Origin of the sequence: Pseudonocardia sulfidoxydans NBRC 16205 (genome assembly GCF_007989085.1) — a bacterium.
In the GTDB taxonomy this organism is placed as follows: Bacteria; Actinomycetota; Actinomycetes; order Mycobacteriales; family Pseudonocardiaceae; genus Pseudonocardia; species Pseudonocardia sulfidoxydans.
Genome location: NZ_BJVJ01000098.1, coordinates 1 through 18,967 on the forward strand (window position 1 = coordinate 1; position 18,967 = coordinate 18,967).

Sequence of the window (18,967 nt, forward strand, 5' to 3'; positions counted from 1 at the left end):
GGTGGCCTCGAGCTGCGGGCGGAAGATGCGGGACAGCCGCATAGGTCCTCCCAAGATTGTGGGGTCCATGGTGATCGTTCTGGCGTCGCCAACCCTACCCTCGGTGCCCTCGGGGTTCAGTGTGGCGGCGGAAGGCGGAGCGACGTGGGTCGGTGGCGGCGGGTGGCGGTGCGGGGTCCGTCGATGTCACCGGCGCTGTCGGACGGGGATGTCGTGGTCGTCCGGTTCGGTGCGCCGGTGAGCGTGGGCGACGTCGTGCTCGTGAGGTGGGCGTCGCGGCCGGGGCAGCTGTCGGTGAAGCGTGCGGTCCGGCCCGAAGCAGGGGGCTGGTGGGTGGAGGGGGACAACCCGTTCGGGTCGACGGACTCGCGCACCCTGGGCCCGGCGACGGTCGACGCGGTGGTCACGGCGCGGATGTGGCCGAAGCCGGGGACGTTGCGAAGGAGACGGTGAAGCACGCCCCGCCTTCGGGTGCGGGGGCGGCGGTGATCTGCGCGCCCATGCGGGTCACGAGGCTGTGGACGAGTGCGAGCCGGCGGTTGGTCTGCCGGCGTCGGTGACGGCCTCGGCGTCGTCGGACGAGACGGTCACCTGGTCCGACGGCGAGCCGCTGCCGGATGCGATGTTCGGATCGTGTCGGGGTGCCGTGAGACCCTTCGTTCCGAAGAGGACCCGACCCGGGAGGCCCCGCATGATCTTCATCGTCTTCAGGCTCGACGCCCGGCCCGACAAGCGCGACGACTTCCTCGACGGGATCGTCCGCTACTCGGAGCAGGTGCGCGCGGAGCCCGGGAACCTGGTGTTCAGCTGTTACGAGAGCGTCGAGCGCGCCAACGAGTTCACCGTGCTGGCCAACTACGTCGACCAGGCGGCGGGGGAGGCGCACGTGTCGTCGGAGCACGCGAAGTGGTTCTTCGGCTGGCTGCCGTCGGTGGTGACGGAGCAGCCGAAGATCGTGTTCACGGAGCTTCCGGGCGAGGGCTGGGGCCCGATGGGTGAGGTCGTGATGGATCAGCGCGAGGCGTAGACGACGACGGTGTTCCCCCACGGGTCACGCGCGACGGCGCGGATCTCGTGGGGGCCTTCCTCGGGCGCGCGGACGACGGTGCCGCCGGCTTCGAGCAGCGCCGTGAGCGCGGACGGGACGTCGGCGACCTTGATCGACGCGGCGGGGACGCCGTTGGTGACGTCTTCCTCCGGGGAGGCCAGGGCGAGGGTGGTGCCGCCGGCGTCGAGGGCGGCGTAGCGCGCGCCGTCGACGAACTTCGTCGCGAAGCCGAAGACGGTGCCGTAGAACTCGACGGCCGCGCTGACGTCGGCGACGGGGTGCAGGACGTTGCCGATGCGGGCGGGGTTCTCGGACACGGGGGTCTCCACTTCCTCGGGGCGGTGGTCGCATCCTGTCCGGCCGGGGCCTCGCCCGGGCAGGCGGGTGTGGCGCACGCCTCGCGTCGAAGAAGAATGGGGAGGAGGCAGGGTGGGCGCCATGACGACGGTCCTGACCCCCGACGGAACCCGGCTGTACGCCGAGGAGCAGGGCGTGGGCGATCCGCTGATCCTGTTGCCCGGCCAGGGGTCGAGCCATCTGATGTGGGGCCGCACGATCGGTCTGCTCGCGGCGCGGCACCGCGTCGTCCTGTTCGACTACCGCGGCACCGGGCAGAGCGAGACGCCGGCGGACGGCTGGTCGACGCGGGGGTTCGCGGGCGACGCGGTCGCGGTGCTCGACGCACTGGGGATCGAGCGGGCCCACGTGTACGGGTTCTCGATGGGCGGGCGTGTCGCGCAGTGGGTCGCGATCGACCATCCCGACCGGGTCGGCGCGCTGGTGCTGGGCGCGACGACACCCGGTGACGCGCACGGGGTTCCGCGTCCCGGGCACGTGGACGAGCGGCTCGGCGCGGGTGGGGATCTGACGGAGTTCCTGCACAACCCGGGGTGGGCGCGGGCCCGGTTGCGCGTCGAGGGGGTGTGCCACGACTGGCGCGCCGGGACGTCCCAGCGGGCCGCGCTGAAGCACTACCGGGCGAGCCAGGCCCACGACTCGTGGGCGGGGCTGCCGTCGATCACCGCGCCGACGTTGTGCGTGCACGGCACCGAGGACGTGCTGAACGTCGTCGCCAACAGTGATCTGCTGGCCGAGCGCATCCCGGACGCGCGGGTGCACCGCATCGGGGGCGCACGGCACGCGTACTTCGAGGAGCAGGAGGAGGACGCGGCGGCGGTCGTGCTCGACTTCCTGGCCGGGCACCCACTGGGACAGGGGTGACGAACACGACGCTGCCTGTCGTCGCCTGGTCCGGGTAGCATCCGAGGCCGAACCCGACCGCCTCCACGGCCGGCAGTGACCGCGACATCCGCGGTGACCGGCAGGTGGGGCAGTCCGGCACCGCGAGCGGGGCGAACACCCGCGACCTCCGGTGTACGGAACGCGCGATCTTCTCGCGCACACCCACCGCACCCGAGGACGAGGGACTCCTGTCATGACCACCGCGCCCGAGCGCGCCCTGTCGGCCCCCACCCGTGACGAGATCTTCGACGCCCATCGCGGCGGCAAGCTGTCCACCGGGCTGACCGCCGCCCTGCACGACCAGCGCGACCTCGCGATCGCCTACAGCCCCGGTGTCGCCGAGGTCAGCCGGGCCATCGCCGCCGACGCGGCGGTCGCCCGCACCCACACCTGGGCCGACCGGCTCGTCGCCGTCGTCAGCGACGGGACCGCTGTCCTGGGCCTGGGCGACATCGGCCCGCGCGCGGCGCTGCCGGTGATGGAGGGGAAGTCGGCGCTGTTCAAGACGTTCGGCGGGCTCGACTCGATCCCGCTGGTCCTCGACACGACCGATGTGGACGAGATCGTGGAGACGTTGGTGCGGCTGCGCCCGAGCTTCGGTGCGGTCAACCTGGAGGACGTGTCGGCGCCGCGCTGTTTCGAGTTGGAGGCCCGGCTGATCGAGGCCCTCGACTGCCCGGTCATGCACGACGACCAGCACGGCACCGCGATCGTGCTGCTCGCGGCGTTGCGGGGGGCGTGCGAGGTCACCGGTCGCGATCTGCAGTCGTTGCGTTTCGTCGTGTCCGGGGCGGGCGCGGCGGGTATCGCGTGCTCGCGGATCCTGTTGGCCGCCGGGGCGCGCGATGTCGTTCTGCTCGACTCGCGCGGCATCGTCGACGCCGCCCGCGGGGGTGAGAAGGCGGCGCTCGCCGCGATCACCAACCCGCGCGGTGTCACCGGTGGGATCGCCGAGGCGATGGCGGGTGCCGACGTGTTCGTCGGGCTGTCGGGCGCGCTGCTCCCCGAGGAGCTGCTGGCGGCGATGAACCCGGGCGGGATGGTGTTCGCACTGTCCAACCCGGACCCGGAGGCGCACCCGGACGTGGCGGGCCGGTACGCCCCGATCGTGGCGACGGGCCGCAGCGATTTCCCGAACCAGATCAACAACGTGCTCGCGTTCCCCGGTGTGTTCCGGGGGGCGCTCGACGCCGGGGCGCGGCGGATCACGGAGGCGATGAAGCTCGCCGCGGCCGACGCGATCTTCGCGGTCGCCCGCGACGACCTGGCACTCGACCGCATCGTCCCCGGCCCGTTCGACCCGCGGGTGGCGCCGGCTGTCGCGGCGGCGGTCGCGGAGGCCGCGGATCGCGGGTGATCACGATCGGGGGGCCGGCCGGTTACGCAACGCAGCGTGAAGGAGCTCACGACCCCCACCTGGGGTTATTCCACCGGTCGGCCCTCGCGATCACAGCCTGTGCGTGTTCCTCCCGTACCTCACTCGGGGCGGCGTAGTCCGTCCGTGTGAAGTCGGCGCATCGAGTGGACGAGTCCCTCGTTGTTCCCAGTGCACCGTCGGCGCACTTGGTGGGGGAAGCCCGTGAGCGAGTTCGGACGTGGTCCCCGCGACGAGCGGGACGAGAACCGGGGCGACGTCCCGGTCACGGAGGCCGTCGCGATGGCCGACCTGCGTCGGTCGCGACAGGCTGTCCGCGGCCCCGCGGACCCCGATGCGGTGCGGTTCGCGGAGAACCTCGCGCGGGCGATCGACCGGGCTCCCGGCCACCCCGACGAGGACGTCGACGCCGAGGAGCACGACGTCGCGATCGCGGCCGTCGCGCCCGCCCCGGCCGTGGCCGAGCCCGTCACCGACCCGCGCCGCGACCGGTCGTTCGGCCCCGCGTCGCTGCCGCCCGGCACCGTCCACGCCGGACGTGGGGGTCCCTCGCTCGCCACCGATGCGTCCGCCCGTCCGGTGGTGGCACCGGGCGTCCGCGAGACCGCGTTCGGCCGGTCGGGGGCCGACATGCTCCCGCTGCCCGCCGCCGCGGCGGTGGTGGTCGACCGGTCCGACCGGATCGTGCGGGTCAACCCCGCGTTCGCCCGGCTCGCCGGGCGCATGCACGGCGACACCGAGCACGGTCCGCTCGGGATGCCGCTGCGCCGGCTCGTCGTCGGGACCGACGACGACGCCCGGTTGATCCGCGCCGACGGCACGCTCGCGCGTGTCCGCGTCGTCCGCTGGGACCTGGCGATGGACCTGCAGGCGGTCGTGTTCGTGGAGCTGGGGTCGGTGTCGGACGCACGGCGCATCGCGGAGCTGGAGCGGATGGCCCGGGTCGGCACCTGGACCTACGAGCTCGCGTCGGCGACGCTGCGCCGCAGCGAGTCGCTGGAGGACCTGTACCGCGCGGCCGGCGTCGCCGCCGACGGTCCCGACGGGCCCGTCGAGGGCGAGCAGGTCGCGCTGCTGTGCCAGGGCCTGCGGGGCGGCAGCCGCGCGGGCGACCATCACGTGGACCTGCGCCTGCCCGGCGGGCGGCTGCTGGGCTGCCGCGCCGTCGTCGAACGCGCCGAGGACGGCACCCCGGTCCGGCTCGTCGGTACGGTGCGCGACCTGTCGGCCCAGCGCATCGCCGAGAACCGGCACCGCGCCGCGGGCGCCCGGTTCGCCGACCTCGTGGCCCTGCTGCCCACCGGTGTCCTGCTGCTCGACGCCGCGGGCCGCGTCCTCGACGCCAACCCCGCGGTGTGCGCGATCCTCGACACCGCACCCGAGGACCTGCGCGGTGTCTCCGCGGCCGCGCTGTCGGCCGAGCCCGAGCCGCTGTCGGCCGACGGCCTGCCCGACTGGCTGCGCCGCGTCCCCGAGGGCGCGGGGAACGGCTACCGGATCGATGCGTTGCCGCTGCTGCGCGCCGACGGCACCCGCGTCTGGTGCGGGGTCGGTGTCACCGTCACCCGTGCCGACGACGGCGCCCCGCTGTTCCTCGTCACGTGCGAGGACGTCGACGACCGCCGCCGCGCCGCCGAGGTGCTGCGCAGCGCGGGCACCGTCGACCCGCTGACCCGGCTGCTCAACCGCGCCGCCGCGCTCGACGCGGTCGACCGGCTGCTGCTCGGCCCGGCCCGCGACGGTGTCGTCCTCGTCTGCGGCGACCTCGACGACTTCGCCCGCGTCAACTCCTCGCTGGGCCACGACGCCGGCGACGACGTGCTCGTCACCCTGGCGGGCCGGCTGCAGCGCGAGCTGCCGTTCGGCTGCACCGCGGCGCGGCTGTCGGGCGACGAGTTCGTCGTCATCTGCTCCGACCACACCGAGGCGGGCGGCCCGGAACGGTTGGGGCGCATCGTCGCGGAGCTGCTGCGCACGTCGGTGACGGTCGCGGGCCGGCCCGTCGAGGTCACCGCGTCGGTCGGGCTGGCGACGCCGACGGCCGATCCCGGCCTGCGCGCCGCCGACATGCTGCGCTTCGCCGAGGTCGCCATGCAGGAGGCCAAGAAACGCGCCCGCGGCGGGGTGAGCGTGGCCACGGACGTCGTGATGCGCTCGGCGACGAGCCAGCTGGTGGTCGAGGCCGAGCTGCGCGCCGCGATCGCCGACGACCGGCTCGTCCTGGAGTACCAGCCGGTCGTCGCCGCCGACGGGACCGTCCGCAGCTCCGAGGCGCTGATCCGCTGGCCGCACCCCGAGCGCGGCATGGTCCCGCCGGGGGAGTTCCTGCCGGTGGCACAGCGCGGCGGCCTGATGCGCGAGCTCGACATGTGGGTGCTGCGCACCGCGGCGCGGGAGGCCGCATCGTGGTCGTCGCCGGCGGAGGTCGCGGTCGCGGTGAACCTGGCGGGCCTGCTGCCGGGGGACCCGGAGTTCGCCGACGTCGTCAACGCCACCCTCGCCGACACGGGGCTCGACCACTCGCGGCTCATCCTCGAGCTGGTGGAGACGAGCCTGGTCGCGCTGCCGCCGCACGCCCTGTCGGCCATGGCCGACCTCGTCGCGCGCGGCGTCCGGTTCGCCGTCGACGACTTCGGCACCGGCTACTCGTCGCTGGCGCGACTCAAGGAGCTCCCTGCCCAGACGGTCAAGGTCGACCGCGCGTTCGTGACGGGCATCGCCGACGACCCGGTCGACCACGCCGTCGCCCGCGCCGTCGTCGACATGGCGCGGGCCATGGGGCGCAGCACGGTCGCCGAGGGCGTCGAGACGCCGGAGCAGTTCGAGGCGTTGCGCGCCATCGGGGTCGATGCGTTCCAGGGGTGGTTGTTCGCCCGTCCGCTGGGTGCGGAGGCGATGCGCGACGTGCTGCGCGCGGGCCGGCTGCGGGTGCCCCGCTCGACCGACGTGGCCTGACCGGACAGTCACCGGGGGCGTGCGGACGGCGCGGCCGGCGGCCCGTCGGAAGGGTCGCGGTCCGGTCACATCGGTCGCGACTGTCGGTGCGCCGGGCTAGATTCGCGGAACTGCGGTGGCCGACAAGAGGCCGTCGGCGACGACGGGGGTACCCGGATGATCGAGTTCCGGGGCGTGACGAAGCGCTTCCCGGACGGCACCGTCGCAGTGGACGATCTCGACCTCGTCGTCGAGTCCGGTCGTATCACTGTGTTCGTCGGGCCGTCCGGCTGCGGAAAGACCACCTCGCTGCGGATGATCAACCGCATGATCGAGCCCACCGGCGGCACGATCTCGGTGGAGGGCAAGGACATCATGTCGCGCGACGCGGCCGAGCTGCGTCGCGGCATCGGCTACGTCATCCAGCAGGCCGGCCTGTTCCCGCACCGCACGATCCTCGACAACATCGCGACGGTCCCGTTGCTGTTGGGCTGGAACAAGAAGCAGGCCCGCGAGCGGGCGGCCGAGCTCATGGACACCGTCGGTCTCGCCGCCGAGATGGCCAAGCGCTACCCGGCGCAGCTGTCGGGCGGTCAGCAGCAGCGCGTCGGCGTCGCCCGGGCCCTCGCCGCGGACCCGCCGGTGCTGCTGATGGACGAGCCGTTCAGCGCGGTCGACCCCATCGTGCGCGAGACGCTGCAGGACGAGCTGCTGCGGCTGCAGGGCGAACTGGGCAAGACGATCGTCTTCGTCACCCACGACATCGACGAGGCGATCAAGCTGGGCGACAAGGTCGCGGTGTTCCGCACCGGCGGCAAGCTCGCCCAGTACGACGAGCCGGGCGTGCTGCTGTCCCGCCCGGCCGACGACTTCGTCGACTCCTTCGTCGGCCGCGACCGTGGCTACCGCGGCCTGGGCTTCCTGTCGTCGGACGGGCTGCCCATCGGCGATCTGCCGGTCGTCGCGGTGGGCGACCGGATGCCCACCGACGGCTGGGCGGTCGTCGTCGACGGCGAGCGCCGCCCGCTCGGCTGGGTCGCGCGCGGCACCGGCACCGTCTCCGAGGACGCCCTGGTCCCCGGCGGTTCCTTGTACGACGCGGGCGCGGGCTCACTGCGGGCGGCGCTCGACGCCGCCCTCTCCTCGCCGTCGGGGCGCGGTGTCGCCGTCGACGGCGACGGCCGGGTCCTGGGCTCCATCGGCGCCGACGACGTGCTCCGCGGCCTGGCCGACTCGCGCGAGGCCGACGGTGTCCCGGGGGCCGACACCGTCCGGGGCGCCGACGTGACCGACCGGGTCGGCTGAGGCGGCCCGTCGTGAACTGGGTGATCGAGAACCTCGGGTTCATCGCGAGCCTCCTGACCGACCACATCGTGTTCTCGCTGGTGCCGGTGGTCATCGGGCTCGTCATCGCGGTCCCGCTGGGGTGGCTGGCCAACCGGGCCGGGTTCGGGCGCGCCGTCGTCGTCAACCTGGCGGGGCTGCTGTACACGATCCCGTCGCTGGCGCTGTTCGTGTTCCTGCCGGCCATCCTCGGTACGGGCATCCTCGACCCGGTCAACGTGATCGTGGCGCTGTCCGTCTACACGGTCGCGCTGCTGGTGCGCACGGTCGCCGACGCGCTGGAGGCCGTCCCGCCGCTGGTCGTCGACGCGGCCACCGCGATGGGCTTCAAGCCGTTCCGCAGGTTCGTCGCCGCCGAGCTGCCCATCTCCGTGCCGGTGATCCTGGCCGGCGTCCGGGTGGCGGCGGTGTCGTCGATCAGCCTCGTGACGGTCGGGTCCGTCATCGGTTTCGGCGGGCTCGGGCAGATGTTCACCGACGGCTTCCAGCGCAGCATCACCGCGGAGGTCGTCGCCGGCATCGTGCTGGTCGTCGTGCTGGCGCTCGTCGTCGACGGGATCCTGCTGCTCATCGGCCGGCTGCTCACACCGTGGGACCGGGCCGCGCGCGCGGTGGCGCAGGGGGCGACGGCGTGAACTTCCTCGGATGGCTGTTCGACCCGGCGCACTGGTCGGGTGCCGGGTCGATCCCGCAACGGCTCGTCGAGCACATCGGCTACACCGCGCTCACGATGCTCATCGCGATCGTCATCGCCGTGCCGCTGGGTGCCTGGATCGGGCACACCGGCAAGGGCGGCTTCCTGGTCGTCGGCTCGGCCAACGGGCTGCGCGCCCTGCCCACGCTCGGCGTCCTCATCCTGCTCGTGCAGTGGATCGGTCTCGGCATCGTCGGACCGCTCATCGCGCTCGTCCTGCTCGCCGTCCCGCCCGTGCTCGCCGGCACCTACGCCGGCGTGCGCAACGTCGACGCCTCGGTGGTCGACGCGGCGCGCGGCATGGGCATGCGCGGGCGCGAGATCCTGTTCGGCGTCGAGCTGCCCAACGCGCTGCCCCTGATCACCGGCGGTGTCCGCAGCTCGGTCCTGCAGGTCATCTCGACGGCCACGATCGCCGCCTACGTCGGCCTCAACGGCCTGGGCCGCTACATCATCGACGGGCTGTCCACGCGAGACTTCCCGCAGATGATCGCCGGATCCATCCTCGTCGCCCTGCTCGCCGTCGTCGCCGACCTGGTGCTCGCCGGCTTGCAGAAGCTCCTCGTCTCGCCCGGTCTGCAGACCGGGGGGACGACCCGCCGGGTGCGCGCCCTCGCCACCCGCTCCACCGACACGGCCGCCCAGGCGGCCTGAGCCCCGACCGAACCGCCGGAGGAACAACCATGAAGCGCAGTCTGATCGCCCGGATCGCGGTGGTCGCCACCGCAGCGCTGGCGCTCGCCGCCTGCGGCGGAGGCGGCAGCGACCCGTTGCAGAACGGTGGCTCCGGGGGCGCGGCCTCGGGCGACACCGTCGTCATCGGGTCGGCCAACTTCACCGAGAGCCAGATCATCGCCAACATCTACGCCCAGGCACTGGAGGCCAAGGGTGTGAAGGTCGACCTGCGGCCGCCGATCGGCAGCCGCGAGACCTACTACCCGGCGATCCAGGAGGGCTCGATCGACCTCATCCCCGAGTACACGGGGACGCTGCTGCAGTACATCAACAAGAACGCCACCGAGACCGAACCCGACGCGGTCTACAACGCTCTCAAGGGCGCGCTGCCGCCGAACCTGACGGTGCTCGACAAGTCGGCGGCCGAGGACAAGGACGCCGTCGTCGTCACCCAGGAGACGGCCGCGAAGTACAACGCGAAGTCCATCGAGGACCTCGCCGCGAACTGTGGCGAACTCGTGTTCGGTGGCCCGCCCGAGTTCCAGACCCGTCCCGACGGCATCCCGGGCATCCAGAAGACCTACAACTGCACGTTCAAGGAGTACAAGGCGCTCGACGCCGGCGGGCCGCTCACCGTTGCCGCGCTGAAGAACGGCGACATCCAGGCCGCCGACATCTTCACCACCGACGCCTCGATCGTCACGAACAACTTCGTCGTGCTGGCCGACCCGAAGGACAACTTCGCGGCGCAGAACGTCGTCCCGCTGATCACCAAGGCCAAGGCCACGGGCGCCACGCTCGACGTGCTCAACCAGATCTCGGCGAAGCTCACCACCGAGGGTCTGACCGAGCTCAACGCGGAGGCCTCCTCCGACGCCAAGCCGTCGCTGCAGACCGTCGCGAAGAACTGGCTGTCGAAGAACGGTTTCTGACCGACACCCGACCGGGGCCCGGCCGCGAGCCGCGGACGGGCCCCGGCCGCGTGCCCGGCGCCCCTCGGCCGCGCCCTTCGCGCTGGGTTGTGATTCCACTCACCTGATGGGAGTATGCGCGACGCCAGGAGTTCGCAACGTCGACCTTGGGGGCCACCGTTGGCCGAGCTCGAACCGCGGAACTTCCTGCAGCCGTGCCTGCTGCTGCTCCTGCGCGAGCAGCCCGACCACGGCTACGAGCTGGCGGCGAGGCTGCGCCCGATGCACGACGGCGACGGCGACGCGGGCGGGGTGTACCGGGCGTTGCGCGGCCTGGAGAAACGCGGGCTGGTCCGGTCGCAGTGGGAGTCCTCCGAGGTCGGCCCGGCGCGGCGGATCTACCACATCACCTCGGAGGGCCTGGCCTGTCTCGACGCGCAGGCCCGGGGCCTGCAGCACGTCGACGAGGCCCTGCACGTGTTCCTGGACCGCTACGCGAAGGTGACCGGGATCGGCGGCCCGGTCGCCCCGGCGCTCGGGGCGCAGCACGCGCACGCCGGGGCGTCGAACGGGCGGTTCAGCGGTACCCGGTGACGTCGGCCGGTTTCCCGGCGTCCTGCACCTCGACGACGTAGCGCCACGCGTCGGGGGCCGATCCGTCGAGGTCGGTGACGCCGTACTCCTTCGCGAGCCCGCCCGACGACAGTGACTGCCCGTTCCAGCGGCGCCGGTCGTCGTCGGCGGCGAGCGCGGCGACGGCCCGCCCGACGAAGCGCGGCGTCTCGGAGATCGCGAAGTGCGGTTCGGCCTCGCACGCGTCGCGCCAGGTGTCCTCGGTGACGCCGAAGTGGTCGAGCATGCCCTCCGAGCGCAGCCAGCCCGGCGTGACCGCGACAGACGTGGCGCCGTGGTCGCGCAGCTCGTGGGCCCAGCTGCGGGCCAGCCGGATGGGCGCGACCTTGGCCAGGTCGTAGTAGAGGTTGAGCCGGTAGTTGTCGGCGTTGTAGTCGGCGGTGCCGTCGGTCATCTCCACGACGAGCCCGCCCGGGTTGCGGATCATGAGCGCGAGCGCGAAGTGCGCGGTGACGATGTGGGTGTCGATCGCCAGGTGCAGCAGGTGCAGGCCGTTGTCGAGCGAGTGCTCCCAGACGGGGGTGTCCCACTCAGTGAGCGGGTCGCCGCCGAAGATGTCGTTGACGAGGACGTCGAGTCGGCCCTGTTCGGCGTCGATGCGCTCGACGAGCGCGCGGACCTGTTCCGGGACGAGGTGGTCGGTGGGGACGGCGATGCCGGTGCCGCCGGCGGTGGCGACGAGGTCGGCGGTGTCCTCGATCGTCTCGGCGCGCCCGTACTCCGAGGGCGCGCCGCGGCGGCTGCGTCCGGTGACGTAGACGGTCGCCCCGGCGGCGCCGAGCTCGACGGCGATGCCGCGCCCGGCTCCGCGGGTGGCGCCGGCGACGAGGGCGACACGGCCGGCGAGGGGGCGTTCTGGTGTCGTCATGGCGCCAGCTTCGCGCCTTCCCCTGACGGAACCTGTCAGGGAAGCCCAGAGCACCTGTGAGCGGCAATAGTCGCTATCGCGACTATTGCCGCTCACGAGGCCCGGCCTGCGCGAACGTCCAGGCCGGGCCTGGGCGAACGTCCAGGAATTGAACAGATCCTCCGGCCCTGTGACTTCGCATACTGGAGGCGAGGCGGTGCGGGACTCCGCCGGTCAGCGACGACCGGACCCGGCACGGCCGGTGGGGGTGCGATGGACAGGCGACGGGAGTGGGAGACGTTCCTGTCCGGTGCCGAACCCGGCGGCGTCGACTCCGGCCTGCTCGACTCCTGGCGGCGGTCGCGGTGGAGCGGAGTCGACCCCGCGCACACCGACATCCCGCAGGTCACCGTCGACGCCGACACCCCGTTCGTGCGGGTCGCGGCGCCGGTGATGCACGCGCTCGCCGACCAGCTCACGGGCACGTCGAGCTGCCTGGCCCTGGCCGACCCGCGCGGCACCGTCGTCTGGCGCTGGGTGTCCGACGCCGCCATCGCCGGTGAGCTCGACGACGTCGGCGTCGTCCGCGGCGGCATGTTCGCCGAGGAGGCCATCGGCACGAACGGGATCGGCACGGCGCTGGAGAGCGGCGGCGCCGCGGTCGTGCTCGGCGCCGACCACTACGTCGAGGCGTTCCACCGCTGGGCCTGCGTCGCCGCGCCCGTCGTGCACCCGGTGACGCGGAAGGTGTGCGGCGCCGTCAACGTCACCTGCCGGGCGCGCGACGCCAGCGGGTTCCTGACTCTGGCCGCGTCGGCGATGGTGCAGGGCGTCGTGCAGGCGTTGCGCGCCGACGCGACCGTGCCGGAACGCCGGCTGCTCGAGGCCTTCCGCACCGCGCGTTCGCGCACGACCGCGCCCGTCGTCGCCCTCGACGCCTCGACCCTGCTGGCCGCCGACAGCACCGGGGGTGTCGGTCTCGACCACGCCGAGCTGTGGGCGCTGGTCACCGAGGCGGGCCCGGGGGAGGACATCGACGTCGCCGACGGGCTGCGCGCACAGGTCTGGCCGCTGACCCCGGGCACGACCACGGACGGCGTCGTCCTGACCCTGCGCCCCGACCCGGCGGCCGTCGCACCGGTCGGTGGGCACGACCCGCTCGCCGGTCTCGGGCTGCTCGAACACGCGGAGGCGGAGGTCGTCGCCGGAGTGCTCGCGGAGTGCGGCGGGAACAAGGCTGCGGCCGCGTCCCGGCTCGGCATCTCGCGCGGAACCCTCTACGCCAAGCTCCGCCGCTACCGGCTCACCGCCGCGCCCACACAGGGCGCGCACCGGCCGCTCTGAACGTCCCCCACCGCAACGAGAGTGAGGACAGCCGTGCCCGAGAACCCCGTCAACAAGCTGCGGTTCGGGATCTTCATGCCCCCGTTCAACAGCCCGCCCACCCAGAACGCGACGACGTCGCTGCAGCGCGACGTCGAGACCATCCAGCTGCTCGACCGCCTCGGCTACGACGAGGCGTGGATCGGTGAGCACCACAGCGCCGGCACCGAGATCATCGCCGACCCGCTGACGTTCATCTCCCACGTCGGTGCGCTGACCCGCCACATCAAGCTGGGGACGGGCGTCGTCTCGCTGCCCTATCACAATCCACTGTGGATCGCCGACCGCGCGATCCTGGTCGATCACCTGTTGCGCGGCAGGCTGATGCTCGGCGTCGGCCCCGGTTCGCTGCCCACCGACGCGGCGATGATCGGTCTGGAACCGGCGCAGCTGCGCCCGGCGCTGGGGGAGGACCTCGACGTCCTGCTGCGGCTGCTGCGCACCGACGAGCGCGTCACCCGTCGCACCGACCGGTACTCCGTCGTCGAGGCCCGCACGCAGCTCGCGCCGTACTCCGACCCGTGCTTCGAGATCGCGGTGGCCGCGACCGCCTCGCCGGCGGGCCCGATCCTCGCGGGCACGCACGGGCTCTCGCTGCTGTCCATCGGGGCGACCACGCGCGAGGGTTTCGACGTGCTCGCCCACCACTGGGACGTCGTCGAGGCGGAGGCGGCGAAGCACGGCCGCGCCACCGACCGGTCGCGGTGGCGCCTCGTCGGGCCGATGCACATCGCGGAGACGAAGCAGCAGGCGATCGAGGACGTCCGCTACGGCTTCGACCGGTTCTGCGACTACACCCAGCGCACCCTCGCGCTGCCGACGTTCCGGGCGGAGGGCGACACCTTCGAGGAGCGGGTGGCCTGGATCAACGAGACGGGACTCGGCGTGATCGGTACCCCCGACGAGGCGGTCACCCAGATCCAGCGGCTGATGGACCAGTCCAACGGCGGGTTCGGCTGCTTCATGATGATGCAGCACGACTGGGCGAACTGGGAGGCGACGCAGCGTCACTACGAGCTGTTCGCGCGCCATGTGATCCCGGCGTTCCAGCCGTCGCAGCGGCGCCTGCTCGCCGCCGAGGAGTGGGCGCGCAGCCGCCACGGCGAGCTCGATGCGAAGAACGGTGCCGCGATCCAGGCGTGGGCCGACAAGTACCAGGCGGAGAAGGAAGCGGCGGGTCAGGCCTGATCAGCGCTCGTGAGTGGCAATAGTCGCGATAGCGACTATTGCCACTCACAGGGGTCGGGTGTGGGCCAGCATCCGGTGCGCCCTGGCGACCGAGCGGACCAGCGCCACCAGCACCGCGGCCGTCACGACGTAGCCGGCGACGTGGGCGTCCCCTCCGTGCGGTCCCAGCACCGCCATGCCGAGCGCGGCGCCGACGCAGACGACCGGGGTGAGCACCCCGAGGGCGGTGACCGCGAACAGCACCCGCCGCGGGGAACCGCGGCGCAGCGCGACCAGGGCGGCGAGCGCGACGAGGCCCGCCACCAGGCTGGTGGCGTCCTCCAGCCGGGACAGGAACGAGAACGTCGGTGTCGACGGCGCCGCGGGACCGGAGACGGCCGACCACAGCAGGTTCCACGACAGGAGCAGCGCGGGGAACGCGACCGCCATCAGCGTCGCGGTCCGCCGGCACTGTGCCGCCGCGAGCTCGTCCTGGTAGCCGTCGGCGACCTCGCGGACCGGGCCGAACTCCGCGACCGCCCGGCTGCGGGCCTCCGCGGCGTCGACGCCGTCGTCGCACAGCGCCTGCGCGGCGTCCTCCAGGCCGTCGCGGGCCTCGGCGAGCAGGCTCGCGCGCACCCGGCGGGGGCCGTGCAGTGCGTCGCGGAGCGCCCTGACGTGCGCCTCGATCGGGTCGGCGCCCGGGCGGGCGGGAACGGTCAGCCCGTCGCCGGCCACGACCCACCTCCCAGGACCCGGTTCACGACGTCGCGGAACTCCTCCCACTCGCCGCGCTGCGCGGCCAGTGCGTGCTTGCCGGCACGGGTGAGCCGGTAGGTGCGACGTTCGCGCCCGCCGACGGTGCTCCACGCCCCGGCCAGGTGCCCGGCCCGCTCGAGGCGGCGCAGCGCGGGGTAGACGGTGCCGGTGGGCAGGTCGAGCGCGCCGCCGCTGCGGGCCTGCAGGGCCTCGATGATCGCGTAGCCGTGCAGCGGACCGGACTCCAGTACGGCGAGGATCAGGCCGTCGAGGTGGCCGCGCACGCTGTCGGGTCTCACGTGTAGGGAGTCTACGCACGACATGCTCGGGGACGGTGCGTCCAGGATCAGGGAAATCCCTGATGTATGAGTAGACAGCCAACCTATAGCGTCCGGTTCGTGGAAAGCGCAACGCCCGCCCCGCCGCGGAGCCCTCGGGTCTCCCTCTGGCTCCTGCGCGGGATCGTCACGGTGCACCTGCTCGCGGTGCTCTGCCAACCGGTCCTCGCCGGGTTGTTCCTCTCCGGCGACGTCGCCGCGATCGAGGTGCACGGCATCGCCGGCTCGGCCGTCGCCATGCTGACCCTGGTCGCGATCGGGGTGGCGATCGCCTACGTCGCCGCCGGGCGCGGCCGCCTGTGGGTGCTGCCCGTCGCCGTCGTGCTGTTCCTCGTCGAGGGCTTCCAGATCGGCGTCGGCTACGCCCACGAGCTGCAGCTGCACATCCCTGTCGGGGTGGCGATCGTCGTGGTGTCGGTGCTGCTCGCGGTCTGGGCGTGGCTGCCGTCGGCGGCGTCCCCGCGCCGGAGCCGGGCATGACCCCCCGCATGTCGCGTCGCGGCTTCCTGGGGGCGCTCGGCGGGGCCGCCACCGTCGCCGGGCTGACCGGTTGCGGCGTCCTCGGCCTCGACACCCCCGCCGGCCAGACCGGCGAGACCCTGCGCAGCGCCGTCCCCCTGCCTCCGCCGTACCGGGTCCCGCTGCCGATCCCCGCCGTCGCCGAGCCCACCGGCACCCTCGATGGTACCGACCTCTACGAGATCACCCAACGCGCCGCCGACGTCGAGATCCTCCCCGGGCTGCGCACCACGATCTGGGGCTACGACGGGACCTTCCCCGGACCGACGTTCGAGACCCGGTCGGGCCGACCGGTCGTGGTGCGCCACACCAACCGGCTGCCCGTGCCGACCGTCGCGCACCTGCACGGCGGCCACACCCCCGCCGACTCCGACGGCTGGCCCCTCGACCTGGTGCTCCCCGTCGGCGACAACTCGAACTGGGCCCACCCCCACAACGGCACGACCATGGTCGGGGACCTCGCCGCGGGCGTACGCGAGCACCGCTACCCGATGACCCAGCGCGCCGCGACGCTCTGGTACCACGACCACCGCATGGACTTCACCGGTCCGTCGGTCCACCGCGGTCTCGCGGGGCTGCACATCGTCCGGGATGACGCCGAGGACGCGCTCGGCCTGCCCGCGGGCGACCGCGAGCTGCCCCTGATGATCTGCGACCGCGCCTTCGCCGCCGACGGGTCGTTCGCCTACCCGTCGATCGACCGGACCCTGCGCACCGTGCCCGGCGTCGAGGACCGCTGGATGCCCGGCGTGCTGGGCGACGTCGTCCTCGTCAACGGCGCGCCCTGGCCCGTCCACGACGTCGACGCCGCCCGGTATCGGCTGCGGATCGTCAACGTCGCCAACGCCCGCCGCTTCGTCCTCGCCCTGCGCGTCCCCGGCGCACCGGACCTGCCGTTCACCCAGATCGGCTCCGACGGCGGCCTGCTCGCCGCGCCCCAGCGGCTCGACAGCATCGCGATGGCCCCGGGGGAGCGCGTCGACGTCGTCGTCGACTTCGCGGCCGTCCCCGTCGGCGCCGACGTCACCATGGTCGACACCCTGGGCAACGACGTCATGCGGTTCCGCGTCGTGCGCGTCGCCCGCGACGACAGCCGCGTCCCCGACCGGCTCGCCGACGACGTCGCCCCCCTCGTGCCCGGGCCGGTGGTACGCGAGTTCGTGTTCCGCCGCGGCGCCGTCGGGCCGGGCCACCGCGGCTGGACCATCAACGACCTCGCCTTCGACCCGCAGACCTCGATCGCCGACGTCCCGCTCGGCCAGGTCGAGACGTGGCGCTTCCGGACCGACGTCCACCACCCCGTGCACGTGCACCTCGACCACTTCCAGGTGCTCGCCCGCGGCGGCGGGAGGCCGCGCCCGAGCGACGCCGGCTGGAAGGACACCGTCGACGTGCTCCCCGCCGAGATCGTCGACGTCGCCGTGCGGTTCACGCGGTACACGGGCCGCTACGTCTTCCACTGCCACAACCTGGAGCACGAGGACATGGCGATGATGGCGACGATCCGTACCGTCTGACCGCGGCCGGGCGACGTCACTGCACGTCCGGGCCGCGAAGTCACTACCCCCTCACCGTATGGATTCGGAGCGTGACGGTCCCTTACCGTTCTGGGCGACGCAGGTCTGGACGGGTGAGGAGGTTCCCGCGAATGGAGTGGGTGCACGTGATCCTCGCCGTCGGCTGTCTGGGCCTCGGCGTCCTGCACCTGGCGCGGCTGCTGCTCATGCGCGGCGACCGGGTCGGGGAGGCGTCGCACGCCGCGATGGGCGTCGGCATGGCCGCCATGTACTCGCCGCTGGGCGACCCGGTGCCCGACGCCGTCTGGCTCGTCGTGTTCGCGGCGACCGGGCTGTGGTTCGCCGCCCTGGCCGTCCGGGCCGGGCTCGGCACCCGAGACGCCGGCTACCACGTCGTCTGCGCCGTCGCGATGGTCTTCATGCTCACCATGGGCGGCCACGACGCGGCGGGCGGCCACGGCGGGCACGGCGGGATCGGCCTGCTGTCGGTCGCGGCGCTCGCCCTCGCCGGCTTCTTCGCGTGGCACGCCCTGCGCTGCGGCGACCGGCTCGTCGCCGCGGCCCGCGGCGACGCCGACTGCGCGTGCGAACCGGCCGCCGAGGGCCTGTTCGCCACCGTCGCGCCGCCGGTCGCCACCCGGTCGCTCGACGCGACGCCCGAGGTCGGCCGCCTCGCCCGGCTGCGGTCCGCGCGCACCGCCACCGGCGCCCACATCGCGATGGCCGGGGCCATGACCGTGATGTGTCTCGGGATGCTGTAGAACCTGCCCGCGAGCACCCGGACACGTAGCATCGCAAGGGGATGACCCGGACGGGTACGGCCGCGGCGGGCCGCTAGATTTCACGCCTGCACCGGCGGACCCCGACCGCGCGGTGGAACGAGCGGAAGCGAGGCACACCCGCCATGGCGAGCATCGAAGAGGTCCGGGCCGGGATCGCACTGGCCAACGACAAGGCCTCCGAGAGCCTCGGGGCGCTGCAGCAGGCGCAGTCGAGCATCGAGCAGGCCCAGTCGGCGCTGCAGCAGGTCACCGCGGGCAGCAGCCAGTCCGACGTCGACTCCGCCAACGCCGCCTACGCCGAGGCCGCCCGCAGCATCTCCGAGGTGCAGCAGGCCGTCGCCTCGGCGATCCAGGAGTCCGAGGGCGTCGCGGCCCGGCTGTGAGGGCCGGGACCCGGGAGCAGGGGAGCGGGACGTGTCGCTCGCCGAGGTGAAGGCCGTCGTCGCCGAGGTGGCCGACCAGACCCGGGCGGCCGCCGAGCTGGTCCGCCGCGCGGGCGACGGGGTCGCCGAGGCCGTCCGCATCCTCGCCGACCTCAGCCGCCAGCACCCGGAGTCGTTGGTGCCCGTGGCGTTGACCCGGGCCGCCGACGAGATCGACCGCTGCCACGACCACGTCGCCGGCGCGCTGCAGGCCGTCGGCGACCTCGACGCGCGGCTGTAGCCGATGACGGCCTGCGTCCGACCCCCGCGGGGCGGCGACGATGACGGCGCGCGCACGGCGGCGGCGACGATGGGCGCGCGGACGGCGGCGGCGACGACGGGCGCGCGGACGGCGGCGGCGACGACGGGCGCGCCCG

Annotated in this window: 21 protein-coding genes; 17 read left to right on the plus strand and 4 right to left on the minus strand. The window is 73.4% G+C overall.

Annotation, left to right across the window (positions count from 1 at the left end; genetic code table 11):
• Nucleotides 1-168 precede the first annotated feature (168 nt).
• Together PSU4_RS27690 and PSU4_RS27700 are read left to right on the plus strand one after the other, a co-directional pair.
• Nucleotides 169-453, plus strand: coding sequence for a S26 family signal peptidase (locus PSU4_RS27690; RefSeq protein WP_281290747.1), 285 nt, complete (start codon nt 169-171; stop codon nt 451-453).
• 238 nt (nt 454-691) lie between these two features.
• Nucleotides 692-1,027, plus strand: a complete 336-nt coding sequence (locus PSU4_RS27700) for a putative quinol monooxygenase (protein ID WP_186817222.1) — start codon at nt 692-694, stop codon at nt 1,025-1,027.
• Here PSU4_RS27700 and PSU4_RS27705 read toward each other — a convergent pair.
• On the minus strand, nt 1,012-1,365 hold the full coding sequence (locus PSU4_RS27705; RefSeq protein WP_147114836.1) for a VOC family protein: 354 nt from the start codon (nt 1,363-1,365) through the stop codon (nt 1,012-1,014). The genes PSU4_RS27700 and PSU4_RS27705 overlap by 16 nt on opposite strands.
• Nucleotides 1,366-1,486: 121 nt before the next feature.
• Between PSU4_RS27705 and PSU4_RS27710 the strand changes: the two genes are divergently transcribed.
• The 8 genes from PSU4_RS27710 to PSU4_RS27745 all read left to right on the plus strand — a co-directional run bounded on the left by PSU4_RS27710 (nt 1,487) and on the right by PSU4_RS27745 (nt 10,817).
• Nucleotides 1,487-2,269, plus strand: a complete 783-nt coding sequence (locus PSU4_RS27710) for an alpha/beta fold hydrolase (protein WP_147114839.1) — start codon at nt 1,487-1,489, stop codon at nt 2,267-2,269.
• Between the two features lie 214 nt (nt 2,270-2,483).
• Complete coding sequence (locus tag PSU4_RS27715) at nt 2,484-3,647, plus strand: NAD(P)-dependent malic enzyme (protein ID WP_147114841.1); 1,164 nt, start codon at nt 2,484-2,486, stop codon at nt 3,645-3,647.
• Between the two features lie 222 nt (nt 3,648-3,869).
• Nucleotides 3,870-6,620 (plus strand): putative bifunctional diguanylate cyclase/phosphodiesterase, encoded by a 2,751-nt coding sequence (locus PSU4_RS27720; protein WP_147114844.1) that lies wholly within the window; start codon nt 3,870-3,872, stop codon nt 6,618-6,620.
• Between the two features lie 156 nt (nt 6,621-6,776).
• Nucleotides 6,777-7,904 carry an ABC transporter ATP-binding protein gene (locus PSU4_RS27725; protein WP_147114846.1) on the plus strand — a complete coding sequence of 376 codons (1,128 nt, stop codon included), beginning with the start codon at nt 6,777-6,779 and terminating at the stop codon, nt 7,902-7,904.
• A gap of 11 nt (nt 7,905-7,915) precedes the next feature.
• A complete protein-coding gene (locus PSU4_RS27730; RefSeq protein WP_147114849.1) occupies nt 7,916-8,578 on the plus strand; it encodes an ABC transporter permease in 663 nt (220 codons plus the stop codon).
• Nucleotides 8,575-9,291 (plus strand): ABC transporter permease, encoded by a 717-nt coding sequence (locus PSU4_RS27735; protein ID WP_147114852.1) that lies wholly within the window; start codon nt 8,575-8,577, stop codon nt 9,289-9,291. Before PSU4_RS27730 ends, PSU4_RS27735 begins: the two co-directional genes overlap by 4 nt.
• Before the next feature lie 29 nt (nt 9,292-9,320).
• Entirely contained in the window at nt 9,321-10,244 is a 924-nt protein-coding gene (locus PSU4_RS27740) for an ABC transporter substrate-binding protein (RefSeq protein ID WP_147114854.1), read from the plus strand.
• A gap of 159 nt (nt 10,245-10,403) precedes the next feature.
• Nucleotides 10,404-10,817 carry a helix-turn-helix transcriptional regulator gene (locus PSU4_RS27745; protein ID WP_186817223.1) on the plus strand — a complete coding sequence of 138 codons (414 nt, stop codon included), beginning with the start codon at nt 10,404-10,406 and terminating at the stop codon, nt 10,815-10,817.
• Here the strand turns inward: PSU4_RS27745 and PSU4_RS27750 are convergent.
• Nucleotides 10,801-11,724, minus strand: a complete 924-nt coding sequence (locus tag PSU4_RS27750) for an SDR family oxidoreductase (protein WP_147114860.1) — start codon at nt 11,722-11,724, stop codon at nt 10,801-10,803. The genes PSU4_RS27745 and PSU4_RS27750 overlap by 17 nt on opposite strands.
• Nucleotides 11,725-11,976: 252 nt before the next feature.
• Between PSU4_RS27750 and PSU4_RS27755 the strand changes: the two genes are divergently transcribed.
• Together PSU4_RS27755 and PSU4_RS27760 are read left to right on the plus strand one after the other, a co-directional pair.
• Nucleotides 11,977-13,047, plus strand: a complete 1,071-nt coding sequence (locus PSU4_RS27755; RefSeq protein WP_147114862.1) for a helix-turn-helix domain-containing protein — start codon at nt 11,977-11,979, stop codon at nt 13,045-13,047.
• A gap of 33 nt (nt 13,048-13,080) precedes the next feature.
• Entirely contained in the window at nt 13,081-14,274 is a 1,194-nt protein-coding gene (locus PSU4_RS27760; RefSeq protein WP_147114865.1) for an LLM class flavin-dependent oxidoreductase, read from the plus strand.
• 45 nt (nt 14,275-14,319) lie between these two features.
• Here PSU4_RS27760 and PSU4_RS27765 read toward each other — a convergent pair whose 3' ends face one another.
• Together PSU4_RS27765 and PSU4_RS27770 are read right to left on the minus strand one after the other, a co-directional pair.
• A complete protein-coding gene (locus tag PSU4_RS27765) occupies nt 14,320-14,991 on the minus strand; it encodes a permease prefix domain 1-containing protein (protein WP_147114868.1) in 672 nt (223 codons plus the stop codon).
• On the minus strand, nt 14,973-15,311 hold the full coding sequence (locus PSU4_RS27770) for a PadR family transcriptional regulator (RefSeq protein ID WP_147114871.1): 339 nt from the start codon (nt 15,309-15,311) through the stop codon (nt 14,973-14,975). Before PSU4_RS27770 ends, PSU4_RS27765 begins: the two co-directional genes overlap by 19 nt.
• 99 nt (nt 15,312-15,410) lie before the next feature.
• Here PSU4_RS27770 and PSU4_RS27775 point away from each other — a divergent pair, with 99 nt between their 5' ends.
• The 5 genes from PSU4_RS27775 to PSU4_RS27795 all read left to right on the plus strand — a co-directional run bounded on the left by PSU4_RS27775 (nt 15,411) and on the right by PSU4_RS27795 (nt 18,831).
• On the plus strand, nt 15,411-15,830 hold the full coding sequence (locus tag PSU4_RS27775) for a hypothetical protein (protein ID WP_147114874.1): 420 nt from the start codon (nt 15,411-15,413) through the stop codon (nt 15,828-15,830).
• The gene (locus tag PSU4_RS27780; protein WP_147114877.1) at nt 15,827-17,386 is read left to right on the plus strand and encodes a multicopper oxidase family protein; all 1,560 of its coding nucleotides are present in this window, start codon (nt 15,827-15,829) and stop codon (nt 17,384-17,386) included. Before PSU4_RS27775 ends, PSU4_RS27780 begins: the two co-directional genes overlap by 4 nt.
• Nucleotides 17,387-17,517: 131 nt before the next feature.
• On the plus strand, nt 17,518-18,147 hold the full coding sequence (locus PSU4_RS27785; protein WP_147114881.1) for a DUF5134 domain-containing protein: 630 nt from the start codon (nt 17,518-17,520) through the stop codon (nt 18,145-18,147).
• Nucleotides 18,148-18,290: 143 nt separating this feature from the next.
• Nucleotides 18,291-18,551, plus strand: a complete 261-nt coding sequence (locus PSU4_RS27790; RefSeq protein WP_147114884.1) for a hypothetical protein — start codon at nt 18,291-18,293, stop codon at nt 18,549-18,551.
• 31 nt (nt 18,552-18,582) lie between these two features.
• On the plus strand, nt 18,583-18,831 hold the full coding sequence (locus tag PSU4_RS27795) for a hypothetical protein (RefSeq protein WP_147114887.1): 249 nt from the start codon (nt 18,583-18,585) through the stop codon (nt 18,829-18,831).
• The last annotated feature ends 136 nt before the right edge of the window (nt 18,832-18,967 follow it).